At 45.1% G+C, this 24620-nt stretch carries 22 protein-coding genes and 1 pseudogene; 14 read left to right on the top strand and 9 right to left on the bottom strand.

Features of this window, described 5'->3' with window-relative positions:
- Positions 1-134: 134 nt before the first annotated feature.
- Positions 135-641 (top strand): GNAT family N-acetyltransferase, encoded by a 507-nt coding sequence (locus tag FIV04_RS25195; protein ID WP_152471124.1) that lies wholly within the window; start codon positions 135-137, stop codon positions 639-641.
- Between the two features lie 61 nt (positions 642-702).
- Positions 703-894 (top strand): annotated as a pseudogene (locus tag FIV04_RS25190) (MerR family transcriptional regulator); the annotation flags it as partial.
- A 278-nt stretch (positions 895-1172) separates the two neighbouring features.
- On the opposite strand, the gene manA reads toward FIV04_RS25190, so the two are convergent.
- Positions 1173-2360 carry a mannose-6-phosphate isomerase, class I gene (gene manA, locus FIV04_RS25185; RefSeq protein ID WP_152471123.1) on the bottom strand — a complete coding sequence of 396 codons (1188 nt, stop codon included), beginning with the start codon at positions 2358-2360 and terminating at the stop codon, positions 1173-1175.
- A 61-nt stretch (positions 2361-2421) separates the two neighbouring features.
- Positions 2422-3189: a phytanoyl-CoA dioxygenase family protein gene (locus tag FIV04_RS25180; RefSeq protein ID WP_152471122.1), complete on the bottom strand. Its 768-nt coding sequence runs from the start codon at positions 3187-3189 to the stop codon at positions 2422-2424.
- Between the two features lie 247 nt (positions 3190-3436).
- Here FIV04_RS25180 and FIV04_RS25175 point away from each other — a divergent pair, with 247 nt between their 5' ends.
- The gene (locus FIV04_RS25175; RefSeq protein ID WP_152471121.1) at positions 3437-4306 is read left to right on the top strand and encodes an AraC family transcriptional regulator; all 870 of its coding nucleotides are present in this window, start codon (positions 3437-3439) and stop codon (positions 4304-4306) included.
- Here the strand turns inward: FIV04_RS25175 and FIV04_RS25170 are convergent.
- The 7 genes from FIV04_RS25170 to FIV04_RS25140 all read right to left on the bottom strand — a co-directional run bounded on the left by FIV04_RS25170 (position 4303) and on the right by FIV04_RS25140 (position 11194).
- Positions 4303-4638: a PTS fructose transporter subunit IIB gene (locus tag FIV04_RS25170; protein ID WP_014232161.1), complete on the bottom strand. Its 336-nt coding sequence runs from the start codon at positions 4636-4638 to the stop codon at positions 4303-4305. The genes FIV04_RS25175 and FIV04_RS25170 overlap by 4 nt on opposite strands.
- A gap of 152 nt (positions 4639-4790) precedes the next feature.
- Positions 4791-5468, bottom strand: coding sequence for a transaldolase family protein (locus FIV04_RS25165; protein WP_152471120.1), 678 nt, complete (start codon positions 5466-5468; stop codon positions 4791-4793).
- 51 nt (positions 5469-5519) lie between these two features.
- On the bottom strand, positions 5520-6377 hold the full coding sequence (locus FIV04_RS25160) for a sugar nucleotide-binding protein (RefSeq protein WP_152471119.1): 858 nt from the start codon (positions 6375-6377) through the stop codon (positions 5520-5522).
- 2 nt (positions 6378-6379) lie between these two features.
- Complete coding sequence (locus tag FIV04_RS25155) at positions 6380-7258, bottom strand: [formate-C-acetyltransferase]-activating enzyme (RefSeq protein WP_152471118.1); 879 nt, start codon at positions 7256-7258, stop codon at positions 6380-6382.
- Complete coding sequence (locus tag FIV04_RS25150) at positions 7224-9524, bottom strand: formate C-acetyltransferase (protein ID WP_152471117.1); 2301 nt, start codon at positions 9522-9524, stop codon at positions 7224-7226. The genes FIV04_RS25155 and FIV04_RS25150 overlap by 35 nt, the downstream gene beginning before the upstream one ends.
- A gap of 187 nt (positions 9525-9711) precedes the next feature.
- Positions 9712-10035 (bottom strand): PTS fructose-like transporter subunit IIB, encoded by a 324-nt coding sequence (locus FIV04_RS25145; protein WP_152471116.1) that lies wholly within the window; start codon positions 10033-10035, stop codon positions 9712-9714.
- 85 nt (positions 10036-10120) lie between these two features.
- Positions 10121-11194: a PTS fructose transporter subunit EIIC gene (locus FIV04_RS25140; RefSeq protein ID WP_014232155.1), complete on the bottom strand. Its 1074-nt coding sequence runs from the start codon at positions 11192-11194 to the stop codon at positions 10121-10123.
- A 435-nt stretch (positions 11195-11629) separates the two neighbouring features.
- Between FIV04_RS25140 and ptsP the strand changes: the two genes are divergently transcribed.
- The 11 genes from ptsP (at position 11630) to FIV04_RS25085 (ending at position 24567) form a co-directional block, all read left to right on the top strand.
- Positions 11630-14140 (top strand): phosphoenolpyruvate--protein phosphotransferase, encoded by a 2511-nt coding sequence (ptsP, locus tag FIV04_RS25135; RefSeq protein WP_152471115.1) that lies wholly within the window; start codon positions 11630-11632, stop codon positions 14138-14140.
- A 70-nt stretch (positions 14141-14210) separates the two neighbouring features.
- Positions 14211-15254, top strand: a complete 1044-nt coding sequence (locus FIV04_RS25130; protein WP_152471114.1) for a Gfo/Idh/MocA family oxidoreductase — start codon at positions 14211-14213, stop codon at positions 15252-15254.
- Positions 15251-15721 carry a heme-degrading domain-containing protein gene (locus tag FIV04_RS25125; RefSeq protein WP_152471113.1) on the top strand — a complete coding sequence of 157 codons (471 nt, stop codon included), beginning with the start codon at positions 15251-15253 and terminating at the stop codon, positions 15719-15721. Before FIV04_RS25130 ends, FIV04_RS25125 begins: the two co-directional genes overlap by 4 nt.
- Positions 15722-15723: 2 nt before the next feature.
- Positions 15724-16317, top strand: a complete 594-nt coding sequence (locus FIV04_RS25120; protein WP_152471112.1) for an SIS domain-containing protein — start codon at positions 15724-15726, stop codon at positions 16315-16317.
- Between the two features lie 185 nt (positions 16318-16502).
- Positions 16503-17477, top strand: a complete 975-nt coding sequence (gene pfkB, locus FIV04_RS25115) for a 1-phosphofructokinase (protein ID WP_172974329.1) — start codon at positions 16503-16505, stop codon at positions 17475-17477.
- Positions 17464-17946: a LacI family DNA-binding transcriptional regulator gene (locus FIV04_RS25110; RefSeq protein ID WP_172974328.1), complete on the top strand. Its 483-nt coding sequence runs from the start codon at positions 17464-17466 to the stop codon at positions 17944-17946. Before pfkB ends, FIV04_RS25110 begins: the two co-directional genes overlap by 14 nt.
- Positions 17947-18132: 186 nt before the next feature.
- Positions 18133-19224 (top strand): glycerol dehydrogenase, encoded by a 1092-nt coding sequence (locus tag FIV04_RS25105; RefSeq protein WP_152471109.1) that lies wholly within the window; start codon positions 18133-18135, stop codon positions 19222-19224.
- 169 nt (positions 19225-19393) lie between these two features.
- The gene (locus tag FIV04_RS25100; protein WP_152471108.1) at positions 19394-21391 is read left to right on the top strand and encodes a methyl-accepting chemotaxis protein; all 1998 of its coding nucleotides are present in this window, start codon (positions 19394-19396) and stop codon (positions 21389-21391) included.
- Positions 21392-21401: 10 nt separating this feature from the next.
- A complete protein-coding gene (locus FIV04_RS25095) occupies positions 21402-22634 on the top strand; it encodes an ABC transporter substrate-binding protein (protein WP_152471107.1) in 1233 nt (410 codons plus the stop codon).
- A 195-nt stretch (positions 22635-22829) separates the two neighbouring features.
- Positions 22830-23336: a GNAT family N-acetyltransferase gene (locus FIV04_RS25090; protein WP_152471106.1), complete on the top strand. Its 507-nt coding sequence runs from the start codon at positions 22830-22832 to the stop codon at positions 23334-23336.
- A 61-nt stretch (positions 23337-23397) separates the two neighbouring features.
- A complete protein-coding gene (locus FIV04_RS25085) occupies positions 23398-24567 on the top strand; it encodes a MerR family transcriptional regulator (RefSeq protein ID WP_152471105.1) in 1170 nt (389 codons plus the stop codon).
- Positions 24568-24620: the final 53 nt, after the last annotated feature.

Here is a 24620-nt window from a genome sequence, read left to right as displayed (position 1 = left end):
TGCTCATATCGGTAGATAAAAAAATGTGATTCGATGTTGACCTGTCTATAGCTTTACACTTTATAGTTTGATTATTGAAAACGCTGAGACGTTAAATCGTTGTCGGCGAATATTCATTAATCGGATGAACAGATATGAACATTAGACATGAAACAGAACTAGACTTAAATCACATAGAGTCAATCACTTACCAAGCGTTTGAAAATCACCCTCACCATGAACCAGGTGCAAAACCGACCGAACATTTGATTGTGAACAGACTGCGAGAAGCCAACGCGTTAACGCTTTCTCTTGTTTGCGACGAAGAAGAAGCACTTATCGGACACATTGCCTTGTCTCCAGTGCTAATGGGTGGGAGCGAAAGCCGATGGTTGGGTTTAGGCCCAGTATCCGTAGCTCCTTCTCATCAAGGTAAAGGTATTGGAGGCGCATTGATTCGCGAGGTACTTTCACAAGTTCAAAACTTAGGTTTTGAGGGCGTTGTGTTGCTCGGTGAACCCCAATATTACGGTCGATTCGGCTTCAAAGCACAGCCAGAATTAACGTTATCAGGTGTGCCAGCCGAGTACTTCCTAGCATTGTCATTCAATGGTGAGTTCCCTGAGGGCGAAGTGAGCTATCACTCAGCGTTCTTCGGTTGACTTGTCTATAACTTCATAGTTTAAAGTAATGAACTTAAGCTACAAAGAATGAGCGTAAACCATGTATCAAATATCTGAGCTGGCAAAGAAAGTTGGGTTATCGCGAACTGCACTGCTTTATTACGAGAAGCAAAACCTTATCTCTGGTCGCCGATTAGAGAACGGGTATCGTGTATACAGCGACAAAGATGTGCAGCGTGTGCGCTTGATTCAGCAGTTACAAGCGGGTGGTTTGACGCTGCAGGAGTGCAAGCTATAAAGTGGATTTTGAAACTTATGCATATTTTTCAGTAATTTGCCTACATAAAAGAGCCTCCAAAGGCATCAGCGCTAACCTTTAACGCCAAAGTACAGACAGGTAGGTACTTGTAAAATAACATTAAAGATTGACTAATATACCACCATTGACAACTGCTATCTCGTTATCGGACTTTAAAGTCCTACTTGTTAGGTGATTGTAATTCACTAATGCCGGCGTCTAAAGATGTTGGGGGTGATCATCTTAATTTTGCAATTCTATCGTATTTTTTATCAGTTAAATGCACGAGCTAACATGCCGTGACCTTCACATAAATATTTAATGGAATGATTGCTGACAAAGACAGATTCGCCTGCTTTTAGGTTTATTTTATCCTGCTGGTTTGAAATGGTTACTTTTCCTTCAATACAAAATAGAATTTCTGGACTACGAACGAATTGTATGATGTTCTGATTTGCAACAGGCACAATTTCAAATCCAAAATCATCAACAGGAACAGGATAACTTAGCTTGCCCTCTTTCAATTGCGGCTTTAAACGAATATCTTTTGGCTTGATCGGTTCAAAAGAGGTGTTATTAATCAGCTCAGGCACATCAATGTGTTTTGCAGTGAGACCTGCGCGTAAAACATTATCTGAGTTTGCCATGATTTCAAGGCCTGTTCCTCGAACATAAGCGTGGGGAGTTTCTGAAAGTAGGAACATAGCTTCACCAGGCGCAAGTTCAATCGTGTTAAGCATTAAAGGAGCAAACAAACCAATATCATCAAAGTAATGCTGTTTAAACTCTTTACTGTACTGCAATGCTTCTCGACCCATGATCGTTTTTGCTGGACGTGTTTGAGCTGCATATAGTTCATTCAATGCTTGATCTTTGCGCTCTCCTTCAAGAGACATAATGGCAGTAAAAAATGTTTTGAGAGAGTCATTGTCTGCACTCGTTTTGAGCTCATTAAGTTCTATAGAAAGCGAAGAAATTTCCGCCTCTTCAAATAGTGCAATAATGTCAGCAATTGGGCGGAAGCCATTCATTGCCTTATAGAAGGTTAGTGCATAAACCAATTCAGGCTTATGATTTGGATCTTTGTAATTGCGGTTTTCTGCATTCAATGGAATACCCAGCGCATTCTCACGCTCAAAGCCGATTTCCGACTTACGTTTGCTTGGGTGCACCTGAATAGAAAGCGGTATTTCTGCCGCTAGTACTTTAAATAGAAATGGCAGCTCACCAAAGCGAGAAGCAGTGTAATGGCCTAAAACGTCTGCTTTGTTACCATCGATAATATGCAACAAGGACTCACCTGTTAAGTCCACTTTAGAACAGCCGTTTGGATGCGCTCCCATCCACATCTCAGCTTGCGGTGAGTGTTGGGGATTTTCGATATTAAACATCTCATGGAGAGAGGTGAGGCTACCCCAATCATAGGTTTGAATTACGTTGTTAAGTTTATATATCGACATGTTAAATCTCGCTATTTTAACCAGTTAGCCATTCATATTGAATGGCTAGCCTTTGACATAATTACTCTACATCTAGTAACCATTTTTGAGCTGGAGTTAAGCGGCTAGCTGTATGTTCTGTCAGCCACTTTTGCTGGTCTTGTTGGGCGGCATCATCTCGATCTATATATAGGCCGTGAAGTACTCGTCGGCGTGTTCCCGCATAGTTAATGGTTCCACCGTGCCAGGTGTGAGCGTTGAAAATCATCACGCTGCCAGCAGGGCACTCTAGATAGATTTCGTCGGGGTGCGCGCTTTCTACGTCGTCTAAAACTTCTTCAGGTAACTCTGGACGTAAATGAGTGCTTGGGATAATTCGCGGTGCGCCATTTTCACGAGTTAGGTCGTCAATTGCCCAAATAGAGTTAACCAAGTGAACTTTAGGAAAGTCGGGACGTGGTTTTTTCCAATCGGCATGCAGCGGTTGATGACCACAGTCAGGATGCGCTTCGCGCGCGTTGAGGCTAGAGATTTTAAAAGCGCCACCAAATATGTGTTTACAGGCAGCGAGAGCAAGCGGATGCGCCCATACCTTTTCCCATACTGTGCCTTTATTGATCAGGTTAGCGACTCTTGTTACGCCTTCTTCTTGGTGATGTTCTATCGCCAAGTTTTCGCCTTCTCGTTTAACTAGCATGTCGATAGTTCGACGCATCTCTTCAAGCCAATCTTCATCGACTACGTTGTGAATGACGGTGAAACCTAGGGTGTCTAGCTCGTGAATCATCTGGGGAGACAGTTCAAGATCTGCACCGAGCGCGCTTAAATGCGTTTGAGCGATTTGTGTCATGTAGGGTACCTTTTAACATTATTTTTAGTGCTGACTTCAACCACCAAAATAATGGACATTACGCGTTTTATAAGTAGGGTAATTGTTCGAAATGCTGGATATTTGTTGACTGTTGAGCAAAGTGTGATTTAGCACATATTCTTAAGGTTATTGCTCGAATATCTTGTTGTAAGTTAATGGCTACAATGCTTTAAGGCTTAATTATCCTAAGATTGGGTGTAATGAAAACTCATACAGATAATCAATCATGCTAGACAAAACATATTTATTAGAAGCACTTGAATATTATGCCAACCAGACGGAAGCGATCAGCGATGTCTACTTTGCTGGTAATCTGCCTACACCTCCGCCTTTGGCTTATCAGGTTCACTTTCCTCGTGTAGAAATGGTGCTGGTGGGCGAGTTGGATATGGAAGTGGGCAATAACATGGGTGTTGATACCCAGTACACGCTAAAACAGGGGGGGGTGTTGTACCTGCCTGCGGAAAGCTGGAATAAGCCTGTGTGGAATAAGCCTGTGGTGACGTTAACTGTTATGGCAGGTAAGCAGAGCTTTGGCATGAGTTTATTGAGTTGGGATGGTGAACAGTTTGACTCCGCGATTAAAGAAAGTGTCCTTCGTCGCGGCCCTCGCATTGGTACCTTTATCCTCAATGCCATTGAAGAGTTGATCAAGCAGCCTGAGAGTCAGGGTACTAAGCGACTATTGGTTGGTTCACTGTTTAGCCATATTCTTGATCTGATTGAACGTCCTGTTGAGACACCATCTAAAAGTCATGCGCTATTTGAAGCGGTGAGGGAACATCTTGAGCAACACTATCATGAGCCGTTAACGCGTGAATCGGTGGCTCAGCATTTTTATGTGTCGCCGAACTATTTGTCTCAGCTGTTTCAAAAAGAGGGGCAACTTAAGTTTAACGAATATTTAAACCATGTCCGTTTAGAGCGCGCTAAGTACTTATTGATTGAATACGATATGAAGGTCAAAGAGGTCGCGCATCGCTGCGGATTTAAGGATAGTAACTACTTTTGCCGAGTGTTTAGAAATCAAACTGCACGCTCACCATCGGAGTATCGCGCGCAGTATCTTAGCTCAAGCGCTACGCCAGCAGATTAGAGGATAAGCTCTGCATTGGGTGGCGCGTTGCGTATTTTTTCAATCGCCTGAAGAACTTCGACGCTATTTTTCAAAAAATGCGCTATGGAACAACGTACAATTCGCGTTTGGCTGAATCGCTCGACACCGTCAATATTGATATCGGCAATAATGACCGCAACATCAGCTTCTGCGATATCAGACTCTTCAAGTTGGTTCTCGCTCCCCAGTGCTCCTTGAGTTTCAACTGAGATTTTATATCCCGCTTTCTTACAGGCTTTTTCTAGTGCTTCTGCAGCCATGTAGGTGTGTGCTACGCCACTGATGCACGCAGTAACTCCAACGATTTTCATAATGCGGTCTTTTATTAGTTGTACCAATCGAGATAAATACCTGATTAGTATTATATGTTAATGCCCAACGATTGTAATATCATTGGGCATGCGATTGGTTTCAATTTGTGTGTTTCATAATCCAGTGACCAAAAACTAAGGACTAGATCACATTATAGTACATCTAGCACCGTGGTATCTTTCCCATAAACGCCTTCCCAATCAGCCACAAAGCCTGCGACACCAGAGTCTGTCAGTGGATGAACCAACAGTTGGTCAAACACGTCTGGTGCAATCGTAACTGAGTGTGCGCCTACTAGAGACAATTGATGCACTTGCTGCACGTTTTTAAATGATGCACCGAGAACTTTAGCATCCAAGTTATAAGTGTCGATCAGTGCCACCATCTCAGCAGCAACATTCACACCATCGCTACAGATGTTGTCTAGACGGTTTACGTAAGGGGCAAGAAACTCTGCGCCAGCAACTGCTGCCATTAGCGCTTGCTGAGGAGTAAGGATAGCCGTTGCGGTAATACGGATGCCTTCTGCATGGATAAGCTTCATCGCTTTGATGCCCTGAGGAGTTGCTGGCACTTTTACGATGATGTTGTTATCAAATGTCTTTAGAGCTTTAGCTTCTTCAAACATTGTCTCTGCGTCTTTACCCATCACTTGGGCATGTAGCATACGCTGTTCACCAATACACTCACGGATATCCAATAGAATCTCTTTGAGAGGGCGGTTCTCTTTAGCGATAATGGATGGGTTAGTCGTTACCCCAGCCAGTGGGTAAAGATCTACCGCTTTGCGAATTGCGTTAAGGTCTGCGGTATCTAGCATGTAAATCATGGTATTGCTCCTAAATTGGGCTAGGCTACGCCCCCGCGTAGCCAAACAAACTTAAATAAAGTGGAATTCTTTCAGGCACTTGGTAATAGCATCTTTACTCTCAGTAAAGACAACCCCTTCGTCGGCGAGTTTACTTGTGTCTAAGCGTACATCGCGTGTTTTTGGTGCATCTGCTGCTTCTAACAGTTCATTTAGGCGCTCTTGTTGGCCTAACTCTGTGAGAATGTGCTCTGCAATTTCGTAACGGCTTGCTGGGTTATGTGCACCTGTGTGGTAAGTACCGTAAGGAATAGTAAAAATTTTCGGGAACTGTTCGATAAGCTCGTGAACGTATGTTAGACCACGGAATTCATTGCGACGTTCTTGCATCACCTGTCCGTTAACTAGCGCTTGTAGTGTGTTCCAAACCACGTTCGGGTTGATGGTCGTATTGCGCTCAGGAAGACCAAATAGCCAGGTAAAGCGCAGTACCCACATCTCTTCGAGAATACTTGCTAGCTCCTTCTCTGCCTCTAGTTTGTTCTGACCGTATACGGTATCTGGCACTGGTTGGTCTAATTCGCTGTATGGACCTTTCTCTGGGTTACCGTTAAACACTTGCTCCGTGGAAATAAACACCAGCTTGGCACCGTGTTCTTTACACGCTTTTGCTACGTTGATTGCTCCTTGAACATTAACCTTGTGTGCAACATCAGGATGCTTGTTACAGAAGTCTGTCACCGCAATCGCCGCAGCGTGGATCACGTAATCTGGTTGGAAGCCAGAAAAAGTAGCAATGACCGCTTGGTTGTCTGTGATATCGAGTTGTTCAACGTCTAGGCCAAGGATTTCAAACTCGCCTTGGTAGCGGTTGATAAAACGAGTACCGAAGAAGCCTTTTGCGCCAGTAATGAGTATTTTCTTAGTCATGTTTATCCTCCAATGGTGACGTGGTAGCCTTGTGCCGCAACGTGCTGGCGTATGCTTTCCACCTCTGATTTACTCGGAACCGGAACGTCTTCGAGTAGATACTCCATCCCCAAGGTTTGGTATTTGTTTGCGCCATATTGATGAAATGGCAGTAAATGAATTTTGCTAAGATTGAACGGGCGCAAGAAGTTGATCACCCGGTCAGTATTAATTAGGTCTAAGGTGTAACCTGGGATTAGGGGTAGGCGAGGGACGACGTTCGTCCCTTGCTCTACCAATTGGCGGAAGTTGTCTAAAACCAATTCCAGATTAATCCCAATCACGGTTTTGGCCCGTTGTGGGTCCATGATTTTAAAGTCAAACAGCACTTCATCACACAACTGACCAATTCTGAGTAGTTGCTTGGTGTTACCGTGCCCCGAGGTTTCAATCGCGGTTCTAAATCCCATCGCCTTCAATTTGCTGAGTAACTCAATAGCAAATTTAGGCTGAGTTAACACCTCGCCACCTGATAAAGTAATGCCGCCATCTGAAGTGTTGAAAAACACGTCATCTTTTGTCACTTCAGCAACAACTTCATCTAAGGTCATATCTGTGCCTACTTGCTCCCAAGCGCCACTTGGACACTCATCGACATTCATGGCACAGGATTCACAATCAATGCACTTGGACTCTCGGCGCAAGTATGTAGTGCGGTGCGAACGCGATTCAGGGTTAGCACACCATGGGCAGCTTAATGGGCAGCCTTTAAAGAACACGACGGTACGGATACCAGTGCCGTCGTGCAGCGAGTAGCGCTGGATATTGAATATCCGACCGCTACTCGCTTGATCTTTTGGCGTTGAATTACAGCTCATGTGCGGTTCGGCGAATGATGTCATCTTGAATCTCTTTCGATAACTCAACAAAGAATGCGCTATAGCCTGCGACTCGAACCACCAGCCCTGCGTAATCTTCAGGTTTTTGCTGCGCTTTCTTCAGCGTTTCCGCGTTGAGCACGTTGAACTGAACGTGTTGTAGTTTTAGCTTCATAAACGCGCGCAAGAAGTCGGACAGTTTGCTTAGTCCCGATTGACCTTCTAGGGTTGCAGGAGTGAACTTAACGTTGAGTAAGCTGCCGTTCGAAAGTAGGTAATTGTCAAGCTTGCTTACTGATTTCAGTACCGCAGTAGGGCCAAGTTGGTCTTTACCCAACATAGGTGACAGGCCACCATCTGCGAGTTGTTCTCCAGCTAAACGGCCATCTGCAGTCGCCCCAACAACAGCACCTAGCGGTACGTGCGCTGAAACAGTGTAAGAGCCCGGAGTAAACTGACCACCGCGCGGGTTGTCATACTTCTCTACCTCTTTACAGAACAGGCGCAGAAGCTCAGAACCTAAGTTGTCGACTTCATCAATGTCGTTGCCGTACTTCTCATATTTGTTCATTAAGCGAGTGCGAATCTTGTCACCTTCAGGAACGTCGAAGTTGGCATTTAGAACGTCAATAAATTCAGAAAAACTCAGACGTTGCTCTTCAAAAACAAAGCGTTTTAATGCTTGTAGTGAATCTGATAGGTTGGCAATACCAATACCTTGCACACCAGAGAAGTTATAGCGCGCGCCGCCGTAAGTGATGTCTTTGCCGTTCTCGATACAGTCGCTAATGAATGATGACAGTAGAGGCACTGGAGCCCAGTCACGGTGGCCAAAATCACAGATGTTTGAGCCTTCGACCATGAGTTTTACGTAGTGTTTGATGTCAGTGCGAATCTGCTCAACTAAGTTATCAAAGCTGATATCTGGATTATCCTGATTGCGCTGCATGGTGAGTTCCATCACTTTGAGCAGGTTGAACATCGCAATGTCATGCAGGCCGTAAGTCTTACCTGGGATAGATAATTCAACGCAACCAACTACTGAGTAATCACGCGAGTCTTCCAGTGAAACACCACGGTTCAAGAAGGCAGGAACGACGACTTCATCGTTGAAGATCTGCGGGATACCGGTACCCAAGCGAATGGTTTCGGCGGTTTTCATTAGGAAGCCACGGTCAATGAACTCATTAACGCGTACACCAAGGTTTGGTTGTGGTAGCTGTACGCTTTGATATGCGTCTAAACATAGGCTAGATAATGGGTTAACCGCGCTTTTACCTGTGTCAGTCAGCCCGCCAAGTAAGATGGTGTAGCCAGTAGGGAAACCTGCGAAGAACTTAGCACTACCAGAAGAGCGCAGCAGAACGATATCGTTGGTCTTAATCCATAGACTTTCTAATAGCTCTTTTAGGAATGCCGGAGATTCTCCAGCATCAATGGACGCTTGATAGAACGGCATCATGTACTGGTCAAAGCGACCTAAAGATAGTGAGCTTGCATTAGATTCGTATTGCAGAACAATGTTCATATACCAAAATAGCTGACACGCCTCGTAGAAACCTTGCGGTTTACTGGTGGCGATCTTCTTAGAAATATTAGCGATCTTGACGAGTTCTGCTTTGCGCTCCGCATCATCACACGCTTCTGCCATAATCTGCGCAAGGTCAGCGTATCGGTAGATATGACGAATTGAAGCTTCTAGCAATAGCACCACAGATTGATAGAATTCATTGTCGGGGTTACTTAACGCTAGGCCTTGCATTTCATCCAGTAGTGAACCTAAGCCATGCTCTAACAAGCGATCAAAGTCGATGATGATATGACCTTGGCCTTTATCTGTTTGGTTGACGCTAAAGATCTTTTGCGCCACGGCATCTTTAACTTCAGATGGGATTTGCGCGTTGATGAAATCTTTCATTGAGCGTTCTGACCAGTAAGCCAGTAGCTCGTCACGGTAAACGGCTTTATCTTGTTCTGAGATAAAAAACTTATCTTGAGGGCGAGTAGCGAAGATATCGAGCTCTTTCTCAATCCAGTATGGGTCCATCTCTGGAGAGGCAATACCTGCGCGCGCTTTCACTGTGCGGTTACCGGCAATCAGCTCATCGTCACGAATAGAAATTTCGACATTATCTAGAACATAAGCGGTGGCTTTTGCACGACGAATAAGCGTGTGTTCACCTTCAGTTGTTTTATGACTTTCTGTGTAAAGCAATGCGCGCTCAAGTGAGATTTCACGTTGTGATTCAAACAGTGCTGACTTGAGGCGTTCAATTCTTTGGGTGCTCATTTGCGTGGCTCCTTGCATTACCAGTAATACGGTTGTTGAGCGTTTTGGGGTTTTGAATATTTATAACGAAGTCACCGTGTGCGGATTTCTCAGCAGCGGTCACTTTGGTATCACTACTCGTTGGTGTTAGGCCTCCCCTCCAAGGAGGAGGGGAGTGAGCTTATAGAGGAAAGTGCTTAATGCTATCCTAAGCCGTTACGTTTGCTAGATGAGCTTCAATCTTATCCATTACTGCTGCAGCTCGCTTAACCGCGTCGCTAACACCTATACTCACTACTGTTTTACCTTCAAAGCGTTCGCTGTTTTTGATGTCGATGTCTTTAGTTAGGATAACGACTTCAGCGGCTTCAATGGCTGCAGCAGTCAGTTCGTTTTCGATACCGATAGAGCCTTGAGTTTCCACTTCACATGTCCAGCCTTTTGCTTTTGCTGCTGCGTCGATCGCTTCTGCTGCCATGTACGTATGTGCTACACCTGATGGGCACGCTGTTACTGCTACGATACTAGTCATAATTTGGTTCCTTAATATTCAGTCTGGAGAGCAAGGCGCTAAGTCAAAGAGAGCGCGCCTTGCAAGTTTTGATAGGGTTTGTTGATTAACCGATTTTGATATCTAGGTCTAAGTCGTCAGATTCTTCGTTTGTTTCTTCAAGCACCGGGCGACGTGCCTTTAGGAAGTTAACCAATAGTGCAGTGACGATTGAGCCAACGGCTAGAGCTGCGATAAATCCGATGCGTCCATCAACAACTGGTAGAACAATTAGGCCGCCCCAAGCTGCGTAGCTTTCTACACCGATTACTGCTGCAGTTACTGCGCCGGCTGCGGTACCGATCATGATCGATGGGATAACACGTAGTGGGTCGCCTGCTGCGAATGGGATTGCACCTTCAGTGATACCCATAGTACCCATTAGGATTGATGCGCGACCTGCTTCTTGTTCACTTGAGTCGTATAGTTTCTTGTTGATGAAGGTTGCTAAGCCCATACCGATAGAAGGAACCGCTACGGCTACTGAAGAGATACCCGCTACGTTGTAGATGCCTTCGCCGACACACAAGATAACGAATGCGTAAGCCACTTTGTTGACTGGACCACCCATATCGAAAGCGATCATACAGCCCATGATGATAGCAAGTACCACAATGCTTTCATTCTGCATGCTCTTTAGGAAGTCAGTTAGTGAAGCTGTTGCGGCACCAATTGGCTCACCAATACCCCATACAATAGCGCCTGCTGTGATGAAGGTACCTATGATTGGAATAACAAAGATAGGCATGATGGATCGAGCAAACGCGGGTACTTTTATCTTCTTCAAGTAGAAGACGACGATACCACCGAGTAGACCAGCGAAGATCGCACCGAAGAAACCAGTATTGTACATGTTAGCGCCAATAAAAGCGGCGATGGCAGAAGGTGCTAGCGCTGAACGGTCTGCGATGGAGTAGCCGATGTAAGCAGCTAGGATTGGCACCATAAGTTGGAAACCAGCCACACCGATGAAGAACAGGTCGTGTAACCATGTTCCTTCTTCTGGAACGGCACCTTCACCATACATCATAACTGACGCAGCAAGTAGGATACCGCCAGCTACCACAAATGGGATCATATGAGATACACCAGTCATCAGATGTCTTCTGGTGTCCTTCAAAATTGTGATTAAATCATTCATAGACCTCTCCTTGGGTCAAACTGTAAGTATTGAATCTGTTTCACGTTGGTTTAGCTGCCCGGGCTTTGAATCTAATATAGTGAGCATTTGTGCTGTCTAGTTAGAGGATTTTTATGCTATTTACTGGATAATTGTTAGAGTGGAGGCAAAGTTTGATCACCATCTACATTTTTGTCCAGATTAGCGCCAGATATGCTTGTTATGGTTTTTATCTATTAAAAACAATGGCTTATTTGTTTTGTTTCTGGTTTTTCTATCATTTAAAGTGTTCTGGCTCACAAAATGGATAGTAAATTTGATTTCCTTCACACTTGGTTCCTGATAATACAAAAATCCAGTAATTAGTATTTTTGTCCAATGGCTGGAGTGTGATGATTTGTTATTGTTGTTACATCAACTCGGGCCTATCGCCTAGCAGTACGAGGACAATATGTAATGAAAACTTTCTCTTTCTCTTGCGAGCTACCAAACGGTGTTCACGCTCGTCCAGCGAGTCATGTCGAAGCGCTTTGTAACCAATTTTCTTCTGACATTACTTGGCAAAATAAACGCACAGGTATGAGTGGTAACGCGAAGAGCGTTCTTTCTCTTATTGGCACTGACACGCTTCTTGGTGATGAATGCTTAATTACCATTGACGGTCAAGATGAAGAGTCTGCCATTAACCAACTTAAACAGTTCATCGTTAACGAGTTCCCACACTGTGACGCACCGTTACAAAACAATGAGAGTGCTGACGATGCTGAACTAGCACCGCTACCGCGTAACTTCTCTAATCTAGAAGTGGCACATGAGCGTGGCCGTGCAGTGAGTGAAGGTATTGGTCGCGGCACCCTTACTATTATGGGGGCGGTAAACTTCGATAGTCTAGACAATCTTCCACCTGCGTTAGCGTTCAGTGAAGAGCAACTGCAAATGCAAAATGGGTTGGAGTCAGTGATTAAGTCGGTTTCAATTCAACTCAAAGCCGCTGAACATACCGAAGGGGAAGTGCTAAAAGCTCATCTTTCAATCGCTAAAGACGAAGAGTTTCAGCAAACCATCACAGGTAACTTGAGTGAAGGTCAAAGCTGTGCTGATGCTATTATCGCGACAGCAAAACACTTTGGCGAGATGATGAAGAACTCGTCTAGCAGCTACATGCGTGAGCGTGAGTTAGACATTCGCGATGTTTGCTATCAACTACTGCAAAGCATCTATGGCGACGAGCGATTTGCTAGCCAAACTCAGCTTAATGAGCCAACAGTGTGTCTGGCTGACGATCTAACGCCAAGTCAGTTCCTTGAGCTAGACAAATCTCTGCTTAAAGGATTGATTCTATCTCACGGAGGCAGCACTTCGCACACTGTTATCTTGGCGCGCTCTTTCGCTATCCCGACGATTATTGGTTTAGATGCGGATAAGTTAAGTGAGTTTATGGGTAAGCAGGTGATTGTAGATGGTCACTTAGGTGCGGTAGTGACAGATATCACTGACCCTGTTGAGCGCTACTATGCTCAAGAGCAAAAAGTAAAAGAGATTGTGGCTACACGCCAAGCCAAATACCGTGACCTAGCAGCAGCAACGGCCGATGGCAAAGTGTTAGAAGTAGCAGCGAACATTGCTCACTCAGTGGAAGCGCCACAAGCCTTTGCTCACGGGGCGGAAGCGGTAGGTCTGTTCCGTACTGAAATGCTCTATATGGACAGAACATCTGCACCAGATGAGAACGAACTGTACAACATCTTCTGTCAGGCTTGTGAAGCGGCGAATGACAAATCTATCATTATCCGTACCATTGATATTGGTGGCGATAAGCCAGTGGATTACCTCAATATCCCAGCTGAAAATAACCCATTCTTAGGTTACCGTGCGGTTCGTATCTACCCTGAGTTTATTGAGATGTTCAAAACTCAACTGCGTGCCATCTTACGCGCTTCGGCTCACGGTAACTTGAAGATTATGATTCCAATGATCTCATCAATGGAAGAGATCCTTTGGGTGAAAGATGTACTAGCAGAAGTGCGCCAAGAGCTGCGCAAAGAAGAAGTTCCTTTTGCCGAGCGTGTGCCACTAGGCATAATGCTTGAAGTTCCTTCAGTCGCTTTCATCATCGACCAGTGCTGTGAAGAGATTGATTTCTTCTCAATTGGTTCAAACGACCTGACTCAGTACCTAATGGCAGTTGACCGTGACAACGCTAAGGTCGCCAAAAACTACAACAGCTTGAATCCGGCATTCTTGCGCACGCTTGACCACGTGGTACGTGAAGTCCATCGCCATGGTAAATGGATTGGCCTATGTGGCGAGCTAGGTGCGAAAGGTTCAGTGCTACCACTATTGGTTGGCTTAGGCTTGGATGAAATCAGTATGAGCGCGCCAAGTATTGCAGCTACTAAAGAGCGAATTTCTAAGCTTGATAGTCGTGAATGTCGCCAACTGCTTAACCGTGCGATGGAGTGTCGCACTGTTCAAGAAGTAGAGCATGTTCTAGCTCAGTTCCGCATGACTCAAACAGAAGCACCTATGGTGTCGAAAGAGTGCATCAGCCTTGACCGAGATTTACGTAGTAAAGAAGAGGTCATTAAGACACTTGCTGATAACCTGTTTATCACTGGCCGTTGTCGTTACCCGAATAAGCTAGCCGATGATTTATGGGCACGTGAAGATGTGTTCTCGACTGGACTAGGGTTTGGTTTTGCAATTCCCCATACCAAAAGTGAGCATATTGAACAGTCTGCTATTAGCGTTTGCCGACTAGCAAAACCAATTGCTTGGGGTGATGAAGAAGCACAGTTCATCATAATGCTGACTCTGAATAAACATGCTGCTGGTGACCAGCATATGAAGATTTTCTCTAAACTTGCGCGCAAAATTATGCATGCAGACTTTAGGGAACAGTTAATGACTGCAAGTAGTGATACTCAAGTTGAAGCGCTGTTGAAACAAGAGCTGGAGCTCGCATAAGTTACCCCCGTTTGTACTTTTTGGCTGTGGCGCTCTCTGGAGTCACAGCCTTTTTTATAAGGATCATTTGATGGAAACAATTAGAGTCGGTTTAGTTGGCTTCGGTATTTCGGGGCAGTGTTTTCAAGCGCCAATTATCAGCGATTGTCCACAGTACGATCTTAAGGCTGTTGTCTCTAGCAATGGGGACAAGGTAAAAGCCCAACTGTCAGATGCAAACGTATATCCAAGCTTAGACGTTATGTTGGAGCAAGCTGACATCGAGCTTGTGGTGATCTCAACGCCGAACCATTTGCATGTGCCGCAGGCAATGGCATCACTGCAAGCGGGTAAGCATGTGGTGGTAGAAAAGCCGTTTTCCGTATCATACCAAGAGGGTAAAGCACTGCTAGATATTCAGGCTACCTCAGGCAAGGTACTGACGGTTTATCAAAGTCGTCGTTTTGATGGCGACTTTATCACTATCAAAAAGCTGATTAGTGAAGGCAAGCTCGAAGGTATTCATACCTTTTATTCCAGCTACAACCGATATCGCCCAGTGGTGAAAGTTCGTTGGCGAGAGCAAGACGTCCCAGGTGCCGGCATTCTTTATGATTTAGGCGCGCACTTAATTGATCAGTCCATCGCGCTGTTTGGTACCCCAAATGAAGTGACAGGCATATTGCGAAATCAGAGACCGGGAGCAGAAGCTGTCGACCACTTTCATATAGTGCTCCACTATCCAAAGCGTGAAGTGATTGTCCATGGCAACTGTTTGAGCACGACAGAAGGGCCAAGATTCCAGATTTTTGCCAACAATGGCAGCTTGATTAAATATGGCATGGATGGCCAAGAGGACTTTCTGCGCGAGAAGAAAGGGCCGAGCACCCCAGGTTGGGGTAGCGAAAGCGAAGATCTTTATGGTCAGTACACAGATGTAAACGGCGTTCAAAGTCGCATTGCGACCGAACTTGGCTGTTATCAAAACTTCTATCATCAATTGGCCGATGCAATTCGTCACGGTCATCCTGAACCCGTTCTCGCACAAGAAGCTTTGAGTGTTATTGCCGTCATCGAAGCGGCTTATTTGAGCGCTAAAGAGAAGCGTCGAGTGAAATTACAGGAGCAATTATGATTACCGATCTAAGTCAACTGTTGGCGCAAGAAGCTGAACTACAGTTTGAAGCGTTTAATAACCAAACTGCCTGGGAACTGGGCAGCTTTATTAAAAGCCGTGCTGAAGCGAAACAGGTTAACGTAGCGATTGAAATTGTGCGTAATGGTCATTGCCTGTTTAGTTTTGCCATGCCTGACACGGCTCGTGATAATCAATGTTGGATTGAGCGTAAGCGTAACGTGGTCGATCGTTACCAGCATAGTTCTTGGTATATGGGCCAGTATTACAAGGTGAAAGGCAAAACCATTGACCAAGCATCCTTGGTGGATGCCAAAGAGTTTGCTCCCTACGGTGGTAGTTTTCCTTTGATTATTCGAGGCGTAGGTGTGGTTGGCTCTATCTCTGTATCCGGCCTTCCTCAGTATGAAGATCACAAGTTGGTGGTAGATACCATTACTGAGTATCTGGCAGGTGAAAGGGCGTAACTATGGATATATTACAAAGAGCACGTGATGTAATCGTTCAAGAAGCGGCCGCTATTGCTAGTATCGAAGTTGATGATAACTACGAGAAGGTGGTAAAGCTAATCTTAGAGTGTGACAGCAAAGTCATAACTACTGGGATCGGTAAGGCAGGATTGATTGCGAAAAAGATGGCTGCGACGTTGAGCTCTACGGGTAGTCCGGCTGTGTTCCTTCACGCTGCTGAAGCCGCCCATGGTGATCTCGGCATCGTAAACAGTAACGATATTCTTATCGCTTGTTCAACCAGTGGTAAATCACGTGAGGTGATTGAGATCTTAGAACTCGCTCGCCACCTTGGCGTCCGACACATAGTTGGTGTTACCTCGCATCCAGATTCAGAGCTGAGAGAGCATTGTGAATATGTGCTAAACATGGGGCAGCACAAAGAGGCGTGTCACCTAAACCTAGCACCGACAACCACAATCGCGGTGATGCTGGCGATTTGTGATGCGATTTCAGTGTCTGTTTCAGAAGCAAAAGGGTTTACCAAACAGGAGTATGGACTTAGGCACCACGGCGGTTACTTAGGACGAGCCTCGCGCACCAATAACAATTAATTGCGTGACATCTCAATATTAGCAAGATCGCACATTTTTCTAGTTTATCGAACATCTAACCTACATATCGCAGTACGCAGATTACTTAAACTGTTTACAAATCTACAACAATCCATCCTTTTGGGGCGTTTGCCCTATATGGTTGAGAACCTTTAACCAAGTACATTGCATATAAGGAGGTCAGTTTGAGTCCGACAAAATGGGTTAGTGTGACTCTAAATCCCGCTGTAGACCTGTCTGCTGAAGCGGAACATTTTTCGGTTAACCAAGTTAATATAGTCAAAGAGCAGCACCGCTACGCCGCCGGCAAAGGGATAAATGTTGCTAAGGTAATGTCGGATCTTGGTGCTTCAGTTACTTTAACGGGGTTTCTTGGCTGTAACAATCGAGAATTGTTTGACGAGATGTTTGACGTTAGTGGGCTAGATGCTCAATTTGTTAGCGTGGATGGTACTAACCGGACTAACATCAAAGTTCATGCTGTCAACGGAGAGACCACCGACATTAACTTTAATGGCTTCTCTGTACAGGCTAGTGATATTGAACGGCTGCATGGCAAGCTTTTAGAATTGGCTCGCGACCATGATGGTTTTATTTTTGCCGGTAGCCTGCCTGACAATATGGATGAAAACGTCGTTACAAGTTGGATTAAAGACCTAAAACAGCTTGGAAAAAAGATTGTGCTCGATAGTAGTAAAGCCATGCTCAAAGCGGGTGTTGCGGCGCACCCTTGGTTAATTAAGCCCAATGAAACAGAGGTTTCTGAACTGCTTAGTCGCGACGTAGAATCAATCGAGGACGGCGTCACTGCAGCCCAAGAGTTAGTAGAGCTTGGCGTTAATAATGTTCTAATTTCTATGGGGGAGAAAGGGCTTATTTGGGCGACTGAAACAGACGTATTACTTTCGACGCCTCCGTCTGTTAAACCTGTCAGCACAGTTGGGGCTGGTGACTCTGTGGTCGCTGCATTCTGTTGGGCGAATCAGTTTGGCAACCCACACAGTCAGATTGCGACAGCGACAGCGATAGGAGCCTTGGCGGTTACTCAAGTGGGGGTTGGCGTTCCATCGACCAATCTACTCGATGAAATGCTCAATCAAGTTATTGTACAGCGATACTTGACGCGAATGACACATGAGACCAAGTATGAGATTAAGTGATCTTGCTAAGTTAGCTGGTGTGTCTAAAACGACTGCGAGTTATATATTAAGCGGTAAAGGTGACCAATATCGAATCAGTTTGCCTACACAGAACAGAGTCTTGGCACTAGCCAAGCAGCACAACTACCGACCACACATTGCTGCTAAAGCGTTGCGTGGTGGTCAGAGTCAATTGGTTGGTGTTGTATTACCAAACTTGCACAATTCAAAGGCAATGGAATGTTTGGCAAGAATAGAACAACTCTCCCGAGAACTCGGGTATCGCCTTCTCATTAGCAGCAGTGAATCCACGGAAACGTGTGCGGAAGATTTGTACCGTGATATGCTGCTGCAGGTCGATATTGCAGTCTTAATAACTCAAATTCAAAACGAGTTAGGCCTACAAATTGACGTGCAAGTGCAATATCCAAGAGCAGACAAATACGCTATTAAGTTGATGGAGGCTACTATGCGTAATGAAGAAAAATAACAGGGATGTCGCTAATTAAACTGGCCTATCGGATAGCATTTTCCTACTATTGGCTGTATCACAGAACGAGAATGAGTGTTCAAAAATACTATCTAGTGAAGATTTGTACTATTTCCGCCACTTACGACTCCTGTTGAAATGGAAGCAGAAAAGTATTGAAATCATTATCATAAGTAGAGGTAAATTATGATTACAACGACAGTATTTCCGGGACGCTATGTTCAAGGCAAAGGGGCAAGAAAACACCTCGGTGAAGAGCTTCAACGATTTGGACAAAAAGGTTTGATCATTTGTGACCCGTTTGTTTATGACAATATTTTGCCTGAGTTTGAGAGCTATCTTAGCCAGGTTGAAGTCGATATTGTTTCCTTTTCAGGCGAGTGTTGCGATCAAGAGATCTCTCGCCTTGTTGATAGGCTGAAAAGCAGAGGCGGCGAGTTTGTCGCTGGCCTTGGTGGTGGAAAAACCATCGATACAGCTAAAGCAGTGGCTTACTATGCTGAAGTTGCAGTCGCGGTTGTGCCTTCTCTTGCTGCTAGTGACGCGCCATGCAGCGCGCTTTCGGTTATCTATACCTCGCAGGGTGAGTTTGATCGTTACTTAATTCTGCCGCAAAACCCTAACCTGATTTTAGTCGATAGTGAAATCATTGCTAAAGCGCCGACTCGCTTGCTGGTAGCAGGCATGGGTGATGCCCTTGCGACTTGGTTTGAAGCTAACTCATGTAAGCAAAGCTTTGCGACTAATATGACAGGCCGCTTAGGCTCTATGTCGGCCTACGCGTTGGCAGAGTTTTGTTACAACACTCTGTTAGAGTATGGCCCTCTAGCCAAAGTATCTAATGATGAAGGTGTGGTCACTACAGCGTTGGAGCGTGTTGTAGAAGCTAACACACTGCTTAGCGGCTTAGGTTTTGAAAGTGGCGGTCTTGCAGCGTCGCACGCAATTCACAATGGCTTAACTGTACTAGAGCCAACTCACGCCTATCTACATGGTGAAAAAGTCGCGTTTGGCGTTCTTACTTCGCTTTTCCTAACGGGCAAAGACCCACAAACTATCGAGCAAGTTTACCAATTCTGTGAAAAGGTAGGTCTTCCAACGACGTTAGCGGACATTGGCCTAAAACAAGTGGACGATGCTGACCTAGTTAGAGTCGCACAAGTGGCCTGTGCCGAAGGTGAAACGATTCATAACGAACCAAATCCAGTCGATCCTGACGCGGTGTTTGCTGCAATGAAAGCTGCAAACGCAGAAGGTTGTCGACGCAAAAGCGCTTAGCTTCAACTAGCAAACCCATATCAAATGCAAGTTTTGCGTTATCAATTACTATTTAATCAATCTATCTAGAACGTGAACTAAAGAGGCTTCTTTTTGGAGCCTCTTCCTACAACAATAAGTGGAGCCAGGCGCGCTTCATTTGTCGAAGACTCCACACAAGGGGCTAACATTGAATTTAACTGTCATTAGTCGCACCATATTAGGCTTTAGTTTTGTCGTCTTTTTGATGACACTCTTAGCGGGGGTGGGCTTCTATGCCCAAAAGCAATCATCCAGTGCCTACAAAGAAACAGCAGAAACGCTGATTCCCATTATGGAGCGCAGCTATCAACTAGCGATCATCGCACAAAACGTTAATAGAGCTGTGAGTCAACATGCTAATGCTCTCAACAACCAACAACGCAATCAATTAGAGCAAGAGTTTGATGCTGCCGTCAAACAATATACGGACCTGCGTTCTTTACTGAGCAGCTCTTTAACAGACCAAACTGAGTTCAATCGCTTGCTAAAGCAAGCTGATCAAGCGTTCTCTCAAGCCTTTGCTTTGGGACAACAGCAGATAAGCGCTACCAATGAACTGGCGACGACACGAGACGTGTCACGTGCGGAGATACAGAACTACACAGCCAGATGGATTACTTTCGATGATGAGAGAGATGCAGCAGTGTTGCTAGCTAGCAACTTAGGCTTGGTAGAAAGCTTTGCGGTTTCAGTTATTGCCGACAGCTTAACCCTTGCGCAAGCAACCCTAAGTGGTGTTAGTAATATTGAGAATTTAGAACTGCTGAATAACATTAAGCAAAAGCTATCGACCAATGCGCTAAAGACCGTATCTCGAATCAAAAAGCTCAATGATATGGCACCGAACTCAGCCGAGAAGCTTAAACCTTTTGTCGAATTCCTTAATTTCTCGGTTAACGATAAGCGAGGCTATCTATCTCTGCAGATCAAGTTGGTCTCATTAGGTGAGCAGATAAACCAAAATTTAGTTGAAATCGGCTCATTGGTCAATCTAGGTGCGAAAAGCCTTGATGAACTATCTCAATCGATAAATTCGTTAGTGGCGAGTACCAACCAGAAAGTGGAACAAGGCGCTGACTCTAATATTCTGATGACTTCTGTTTTATTTGTCGTAGCGATAGTTTTCAGTGTTTTGATCGTGTTGAGCCAAATTCAGAGTATTAAGACGCCACTAAAAAGTATCACCAATGCACTGGTTGCGTTAGGCAATGGTCAGATTGATCAGCATATCGATCTTAACAAGAAAGATGAGTTTGGTGAGATTGCTGGTGGTATTAATCAGCTCGCCAAAAAGCTTGGTGGCGTGCTTTCCGAGTTAAAAGAGAGTTCAAGTACGCTGTCTCATTCAGCTCAAGGTGCACTCGATGTAACAACTAAATCGGAAGAGATGCTAGAAAGCCAAAAATTCCAAACTAGTTCAGTTGCGACAGCGGTCACCGAGATGGAATCGGCGGTTTATGAAGTTGCGAGAAATGCAGAATCTTCACTGGGGCAAGTGTTAGCGATTCGCGAACTGGCATCTACTGGTAAGTCGAAGATGGATATGTCGATTAATTCGATTAACGAGCTTGATTCAGACATTGAATCAGCCGCTCAAACCATAGGCCAGATGAAACAAGAGTCGGAAAATATTGAAGGGATTCTTGAAGTGATAACCGGTATTGCCGAGCAAACCAATCTGCTCGCTCTAAATGCGGCCATTGAAGCGGCTCGCGCAGGGGAGCAGGGCAGAGGTTTTGCTGTTGTTGCAGATGAGGTGCGCAATCTAGCCAGTAAAACGCAGAGCTCGACGGAAGAGATTTATCGCATGATTCAGTCACTACAGAAGATCTCTACGTCATCTGTGGACATTATGCAGAAAAATAGCCAGACCGCGAAAGAGGTAGTGGATAATTCTCAACATGCGGCTACTTCGCTGCTTGAAATCTCAACTGCTATTGAAACTGTTGCCAATATGAGTGAACAGATAGCCTCTGCGGCTCAAGAGCAGTCTCATGTATCGAAGGAGATTACGGAAAACGTGGTCGCTATTTCTGACTCTGCAGAGGAAATACACCAATTATCGCGAGGTAATCGACAAACTTTTGCGGACTTAATGTCGCTTTCAGATCAGCAAGCGAAAATCACAGAACAGTTCAAGATGTAGGGGAAAGATAATGAAGAAACTCGCACTCACATTATGTTTATGTTCTGGATTTGTTTACGCTAACTCTTCGGTTGAAGTGCTTCATGGTTGGTCATCCGGTGGTGAAGCTGCTGCCGTAGAAGTGTTAAAGAACAATCTACTCGAACAGGGCATTGAATGGAATGACTTGAAAATTGCTGGGGCAGCGGGCGTCAACGCTCAAAACTACCTTCGTGTTCGAGCCGCCTTTGGTAATCCGCCAACAGCGGTACATATCGGCGGCACTAAGCTGACTGAATGGGCTTCAGAAGGGGTGATGGCAAACATCAATAGTGTCGCGCAGAAGGGGAACTGGGATCAAATTGTCCCTCCAGCACTGCAGAAATTTTCAAAGTATGAAGGCAAATGGGTTGCGTCTCCCGTAGGGATTCACCGGACAAACTGGATATGGGCCAACAAGCAGATTTTCGATGAGCTAAATATTGCAGTTCCAACAACATTTAACGAACTGATGGCTGCCGCTAGTTTAATTCAAGCGTTTGGTTATGTTCCGTTTGCTGGTGGCGGTCAAACTTGGCAAGAAGTGACCATTTTCGATAGCGCAGTACTCAGTGCAGGAGGCTTAAACTTCTATCGCAAAGCGTTTGGTGATTTGGACTATAACAGTTTGAATAGCGCGACTATGGCTAAGGCATTTGAACAGTTAAGGCAGTATCGCGGCTATGTGGATGCTGATTACCCTGGGCGGGATTGGAACAAGGCTACAGCTATGGTGATGCGTGGCGATGCTGCAATGCAAATCATGGGCGACTGGGCCAAAGGGGAGTTTATTAATAATGGCAAAGTGCCAAACAAAGACTTTCTCTGTTTCCAGTATCCAGGTACGGATGGCGCTTTTGTGTTTAACTCTGATCAGTTTGGAATGTTCGACGTGTCTCAAGAGAAGAAAGGGGCTCAAGACAGTATGGCGAGAGCGGTCATGGATCCGGGATTCCAGGCTAAGTTTAATCAGGTTAAAGGCTCTGTTCCGCCAAACTTAGAGGTTAGCGATGATGGTTTTGATGCTTGTGCTAAGAAGTCGATGGCTGATTTAAAGCAAGCCGTGAAGCAAGATTCAATGGTGGGAAGTATTGCGCATGGCCACATGGTATCGAGTGAAGTTCAAAGCGCGATTTATTTGGTCGTGAGGGAGTTTATGAACTCCAACATGAGTGCCCGGCAAGCGTCAAAGGTTCTTGCGGATTCAATCGCTTTTCTTAAGTAGAACCTTGACTTACTAGAGTAAATGAGGCGCTCAGAGGAGCGCCGAATTTCTATCTGATGGATGCTCATATCGGTAGATAAAAAAATGTGATTCGATGTTGACCTGTCTATAGCTTTACACTTTATAGTTTGATTATTGAAAACGCTGAGACGTTAAATCGTTGTCGGCGAATATTCATTAATCGGATGAACAGATATGAACATTAGACATGAAACAGAACTAGACTTAAATCACATAGAGTCAATCACTTACCAAGCGTTTGAAAATCACCCTCACCATGAACCAGGTGCAAAACCGACCGAACATTTGATTGTGAACAGACTGCGAGAAGCCAACGCGTTAAAGCTTTCTCTTGTTTGCGACGAAGAAGAAGCACTTATCGGACACATTGCCTTGTCTCCAGTGCTAATGGGTGGGAGCGAAAGCCGATGGTTGGGTTTAGGCCCAGTATCCGTAGCTCCTTCTCATCAAGGTAAAGGTATTGGAGGCGCATTGATTCGCGAGGCACTTTCACAAGTTCAAAACTTAGGTTTTGAGGGCGTTGTGTTGCTCGGTGAACCCCAATATTACGGTCGATTCGGCTTCAAAGCACAGCCAGAGTTAACGTTATCAGGAGTGCCAGCCGAGTACTTCCTAGCATTGTCATTCAACGGTGAGTTCCCTGAGGGCGAAGTGAGTTATCACTCAGCGTTCTTTGGTTGACTTGTCTATAACTTCATAGTTTAAAGTAGTGAACTTAAGCTAAAAAGAATGAGCGTAAACCATGTATCAAATATCTGAGCTGGCAAAGAAAGTAGGGTTATCGCGAACTGCACTGCTTTATTACGAGAAGCAAAACCTTATCTCTGGTCGCCGATTAGAGAACGGGTATCGCGTATACAGCGACAAAGATGTGCAGCGTGTGCGCTTGATTCAGCAGTTACAAGCGGGTGGTTTGACGCTGCAGGAGTGCAAGGTTTGCCTTGAGGCTAAGGTAGACAGGCAATTACTTCAGAATCGACTCAAAGCGTTAGATGAAGAGATAGAGCAGAAACAAAAGTCACGAACCCTATTAGCGGCGATGCTCGGAGAAGGTGACTTAAAGGCATGGCATGAAGGGCTAGATAAGCTGGCTCCAGATGCTCATCTTGATTGGTTAATGAAGCAAGGCTTTAGTGAGAAAGAAGCCTTGCGATTGAAATGGTTATCAAAAGATATGAACGAACATGATCTCTATATGGCTGACTTTATGCGTGTATTTGAAACGCTAGAGCGATGGGGACCAGGCAGCGAAGAAGAAACTAAGAAAGCACTGTCTCGAGTACCGACTAAGCCGACTAAGATCCTAGAGATTGGTTGTGGTAAAGGGCTGGCGACACAAGTATTGGCAGAACAGACTGAAGCGACGATTACCGCGATTGATAATGAACAGTCAGCACTAGACAGATTAACCGAACGATTTGAGCAACTCGGATTGTCTCAGCGTCTCGCAACGGAATGTTCGAGTATGACTGAGTTACCTTTTGCGAAACGAAGCTTTGATCTAATGTGGGCTGAAGGCAGTGCTTATATCATGGGCGTGGAGAAAGCCCTCGCTGCGTGGAAAGATCTGCTAAGTGACAGTGGTTACCTCATGATCAGCGACATGGTTTGGCGCACGGATTCGCCGAGCAAAGAATCTATCGATTTTTGGAACCAAGAGTACCCAGATATCCAACTGGTACAAACGCGTATCGAACAGATGAACAAGGCGGGTTATCAGGTAGTGGACCATTTTCCAATGAGCGAGGAAGTATGGTTGAACTATTACGGTCCATTAGGCCAAAGAGTCGCTGAGCTTGAGAGCGAAATGGCGGGATCGGCAGCGTTTAAGGATATTAAGCATGAAGTTAACTTATGTACGCAACGTTCTCATGAGTTTGGCTATCACATGTTTGTACTGGCGAAAAGTTGATTTGTTAGTGCGTTAAGTTGCACGCTTGGCTAGCTAAAGGGATCACTGATATG

It is taken from the genome of Vibrio sp. THAF190c, assembly GCF_009363355.1.
Classification (GTDB): Bacteria; Pseudomonadota; Gammaproteobacteria; order Enterobacterales; family Vibrionaceae; genus Vibrio; species Vibrio fortis_A.
The sequence above is the reverse complement of the archived record's forward strand: the minus strand, read 5'-3'. Positions and strand labels throughout refer to the sequence as shown.

What these genes read in the sequence shown, in the direction of transcription:
- FIV04_RS25195 (WP_152471124.1), top strand. Translation starts at nt 135, where the DNA reads ATGAACATTAGACATGAAACAGAACTAGACTTAAATCACATAGAGTCA.
- manA (WP_152471123.1), bottom strand. Translation starts at nt 2,360, where the DNA reads ATGTCGATATATAAACTTAACAACGTAATTCAAACCTATGATTGGGGT.
- FIV04_RS25180 (WP_152471122.1), bottom strand. Translation starts at nt 3,189, where the DNA reads ATGACACAAATCGCTCAAACGCATTTAAGCGCGCTCGGTGCAGATCTT.
- FIV04_RS25175 (WP_152471121.1), top strand. Translation starts at nt 3,437, where the DNA reads ATGCTAGACAAAACATATTTATTAGAAGCACTTGAATATTATGCCAAC.
- FIV04_RS25170 (WP_014232161.1), bottom strand. Translation starts at nt 4,638, where the DNA reads ATGAAAATCGTTGGAGTTACTGCGTGCATCAGTGGCGTAGCACACACC.
- FIV04_RS25165 (WP_152471120.1), bottom strand. Translation starts at nt 5,468, where the DNA reads ATGATTTACATGCTAGATACCGCAGACCTTAACGCAATTCGCAAAGCG.
- FIV04_RS25160 (WP_152471119.1), bottom strand. Translation starts at nt 6,377, where the DNA reads ATGACTAAGAAAATACTCATTACTGGCGCAAAAGGCTTCTTCGGTACT.
- FIV04_RS25155 (WP_152471118.1), bottom strand. Translation starts at nt 7,258, where the DNA reads ATGACATCATTCGCCGAACCGCACATGAGCTGTAATTCAACGCCAAAA.
- FIV04_RS25150 (WP_152471117.1), bottom strand. Translation starts at nt 9,524, where the DNA reads ATGAGCACCCAAAGAATTGAACGCCTCAAGTCAGCACTGTTTGAATCA.
- FIV04_RS25145 (WP_152471116.1), bottom strand. Translation starts at nt 10,035, where the DNA reads ATGACTAGTATCGTAGCAGTAACAGCGTGCCCATCAGGTGTAGCACAT.
- FIV04_RS25140 (WP_014232155.1), bottom strand. Translation starts at nt 11,194, where the DNA reads ATGAATGATTTAATCACAATTTTGAAGGACACCAGAAGACATCTGATG.
- ptsP (WP_152471115.1), top strand. Translation starts at nt 11,630, where the DNA reads ATGAAAACTTTCTCTTTCTCTTGCGAGCTACCAAACGGTGTTCACGCT.
- FIV04_RS25130 (WP_152471114.1), top strand. Translation starts at nt 14,211, where the DNA reads ATGGAAACAATTAGAGTCGGTTTAGTTGGCTTCGGTATTTCGGGGCAG.
- FIV04_RS25125 (WP_152471113.1), top strand. Translation starts at nt 15,251, where the DNA reads ATGATTACCGATCTAAGTCAACTGTTGGCGCAAGAAGCTGAACTACAG.
- FIV04_RS25120 (WP_152471112.1), top strand. Translation starts at nt 15,724, where the DNA reads ATGGATATATTACAAAGAGCACGTGATGTAATCGTTCAAGAAGCGGCC.
- FIV04_RS25110 (WP_172974328.1), top strand. Translation starts at nt 17,464, where the DNA reads ATGAGATTAAGTGATCTTGCTAAGTTAGCTGGTGTGTCTAAAACGACT.
- FIV04_RS25105 (WP_152471109.1), top strand. Translation starts at nt 18,133, where the DNA reads ATGATTACAACGACAGTATTTCCGGGACGCTATGTTCAAGGCAAAGGG.
- FIV04_RS25095 (WP_152471107.1), top strand. Translation starts at nt 21,402, where the DNA reads ATGAAGAAACTCGCACTCACATTATGTTTATGTTCTGGATTTGTTTAC.
- FIV04_RS25090 (WP_152471106.1), top strand. Translation starts at nt 22,830, where the DNA reads ATGAACATTAGACATGAAACAGAACTAGACTTAAATCACATAGAGTCA.
- FIV04_RS25085 (WP_152471105.1), top strand. Translation starts at nt 23,398, where the DNA reads ATGTATCAAATATCTGAGCTGGCAAAGAAAGTAGGGTTATCGCGAACT.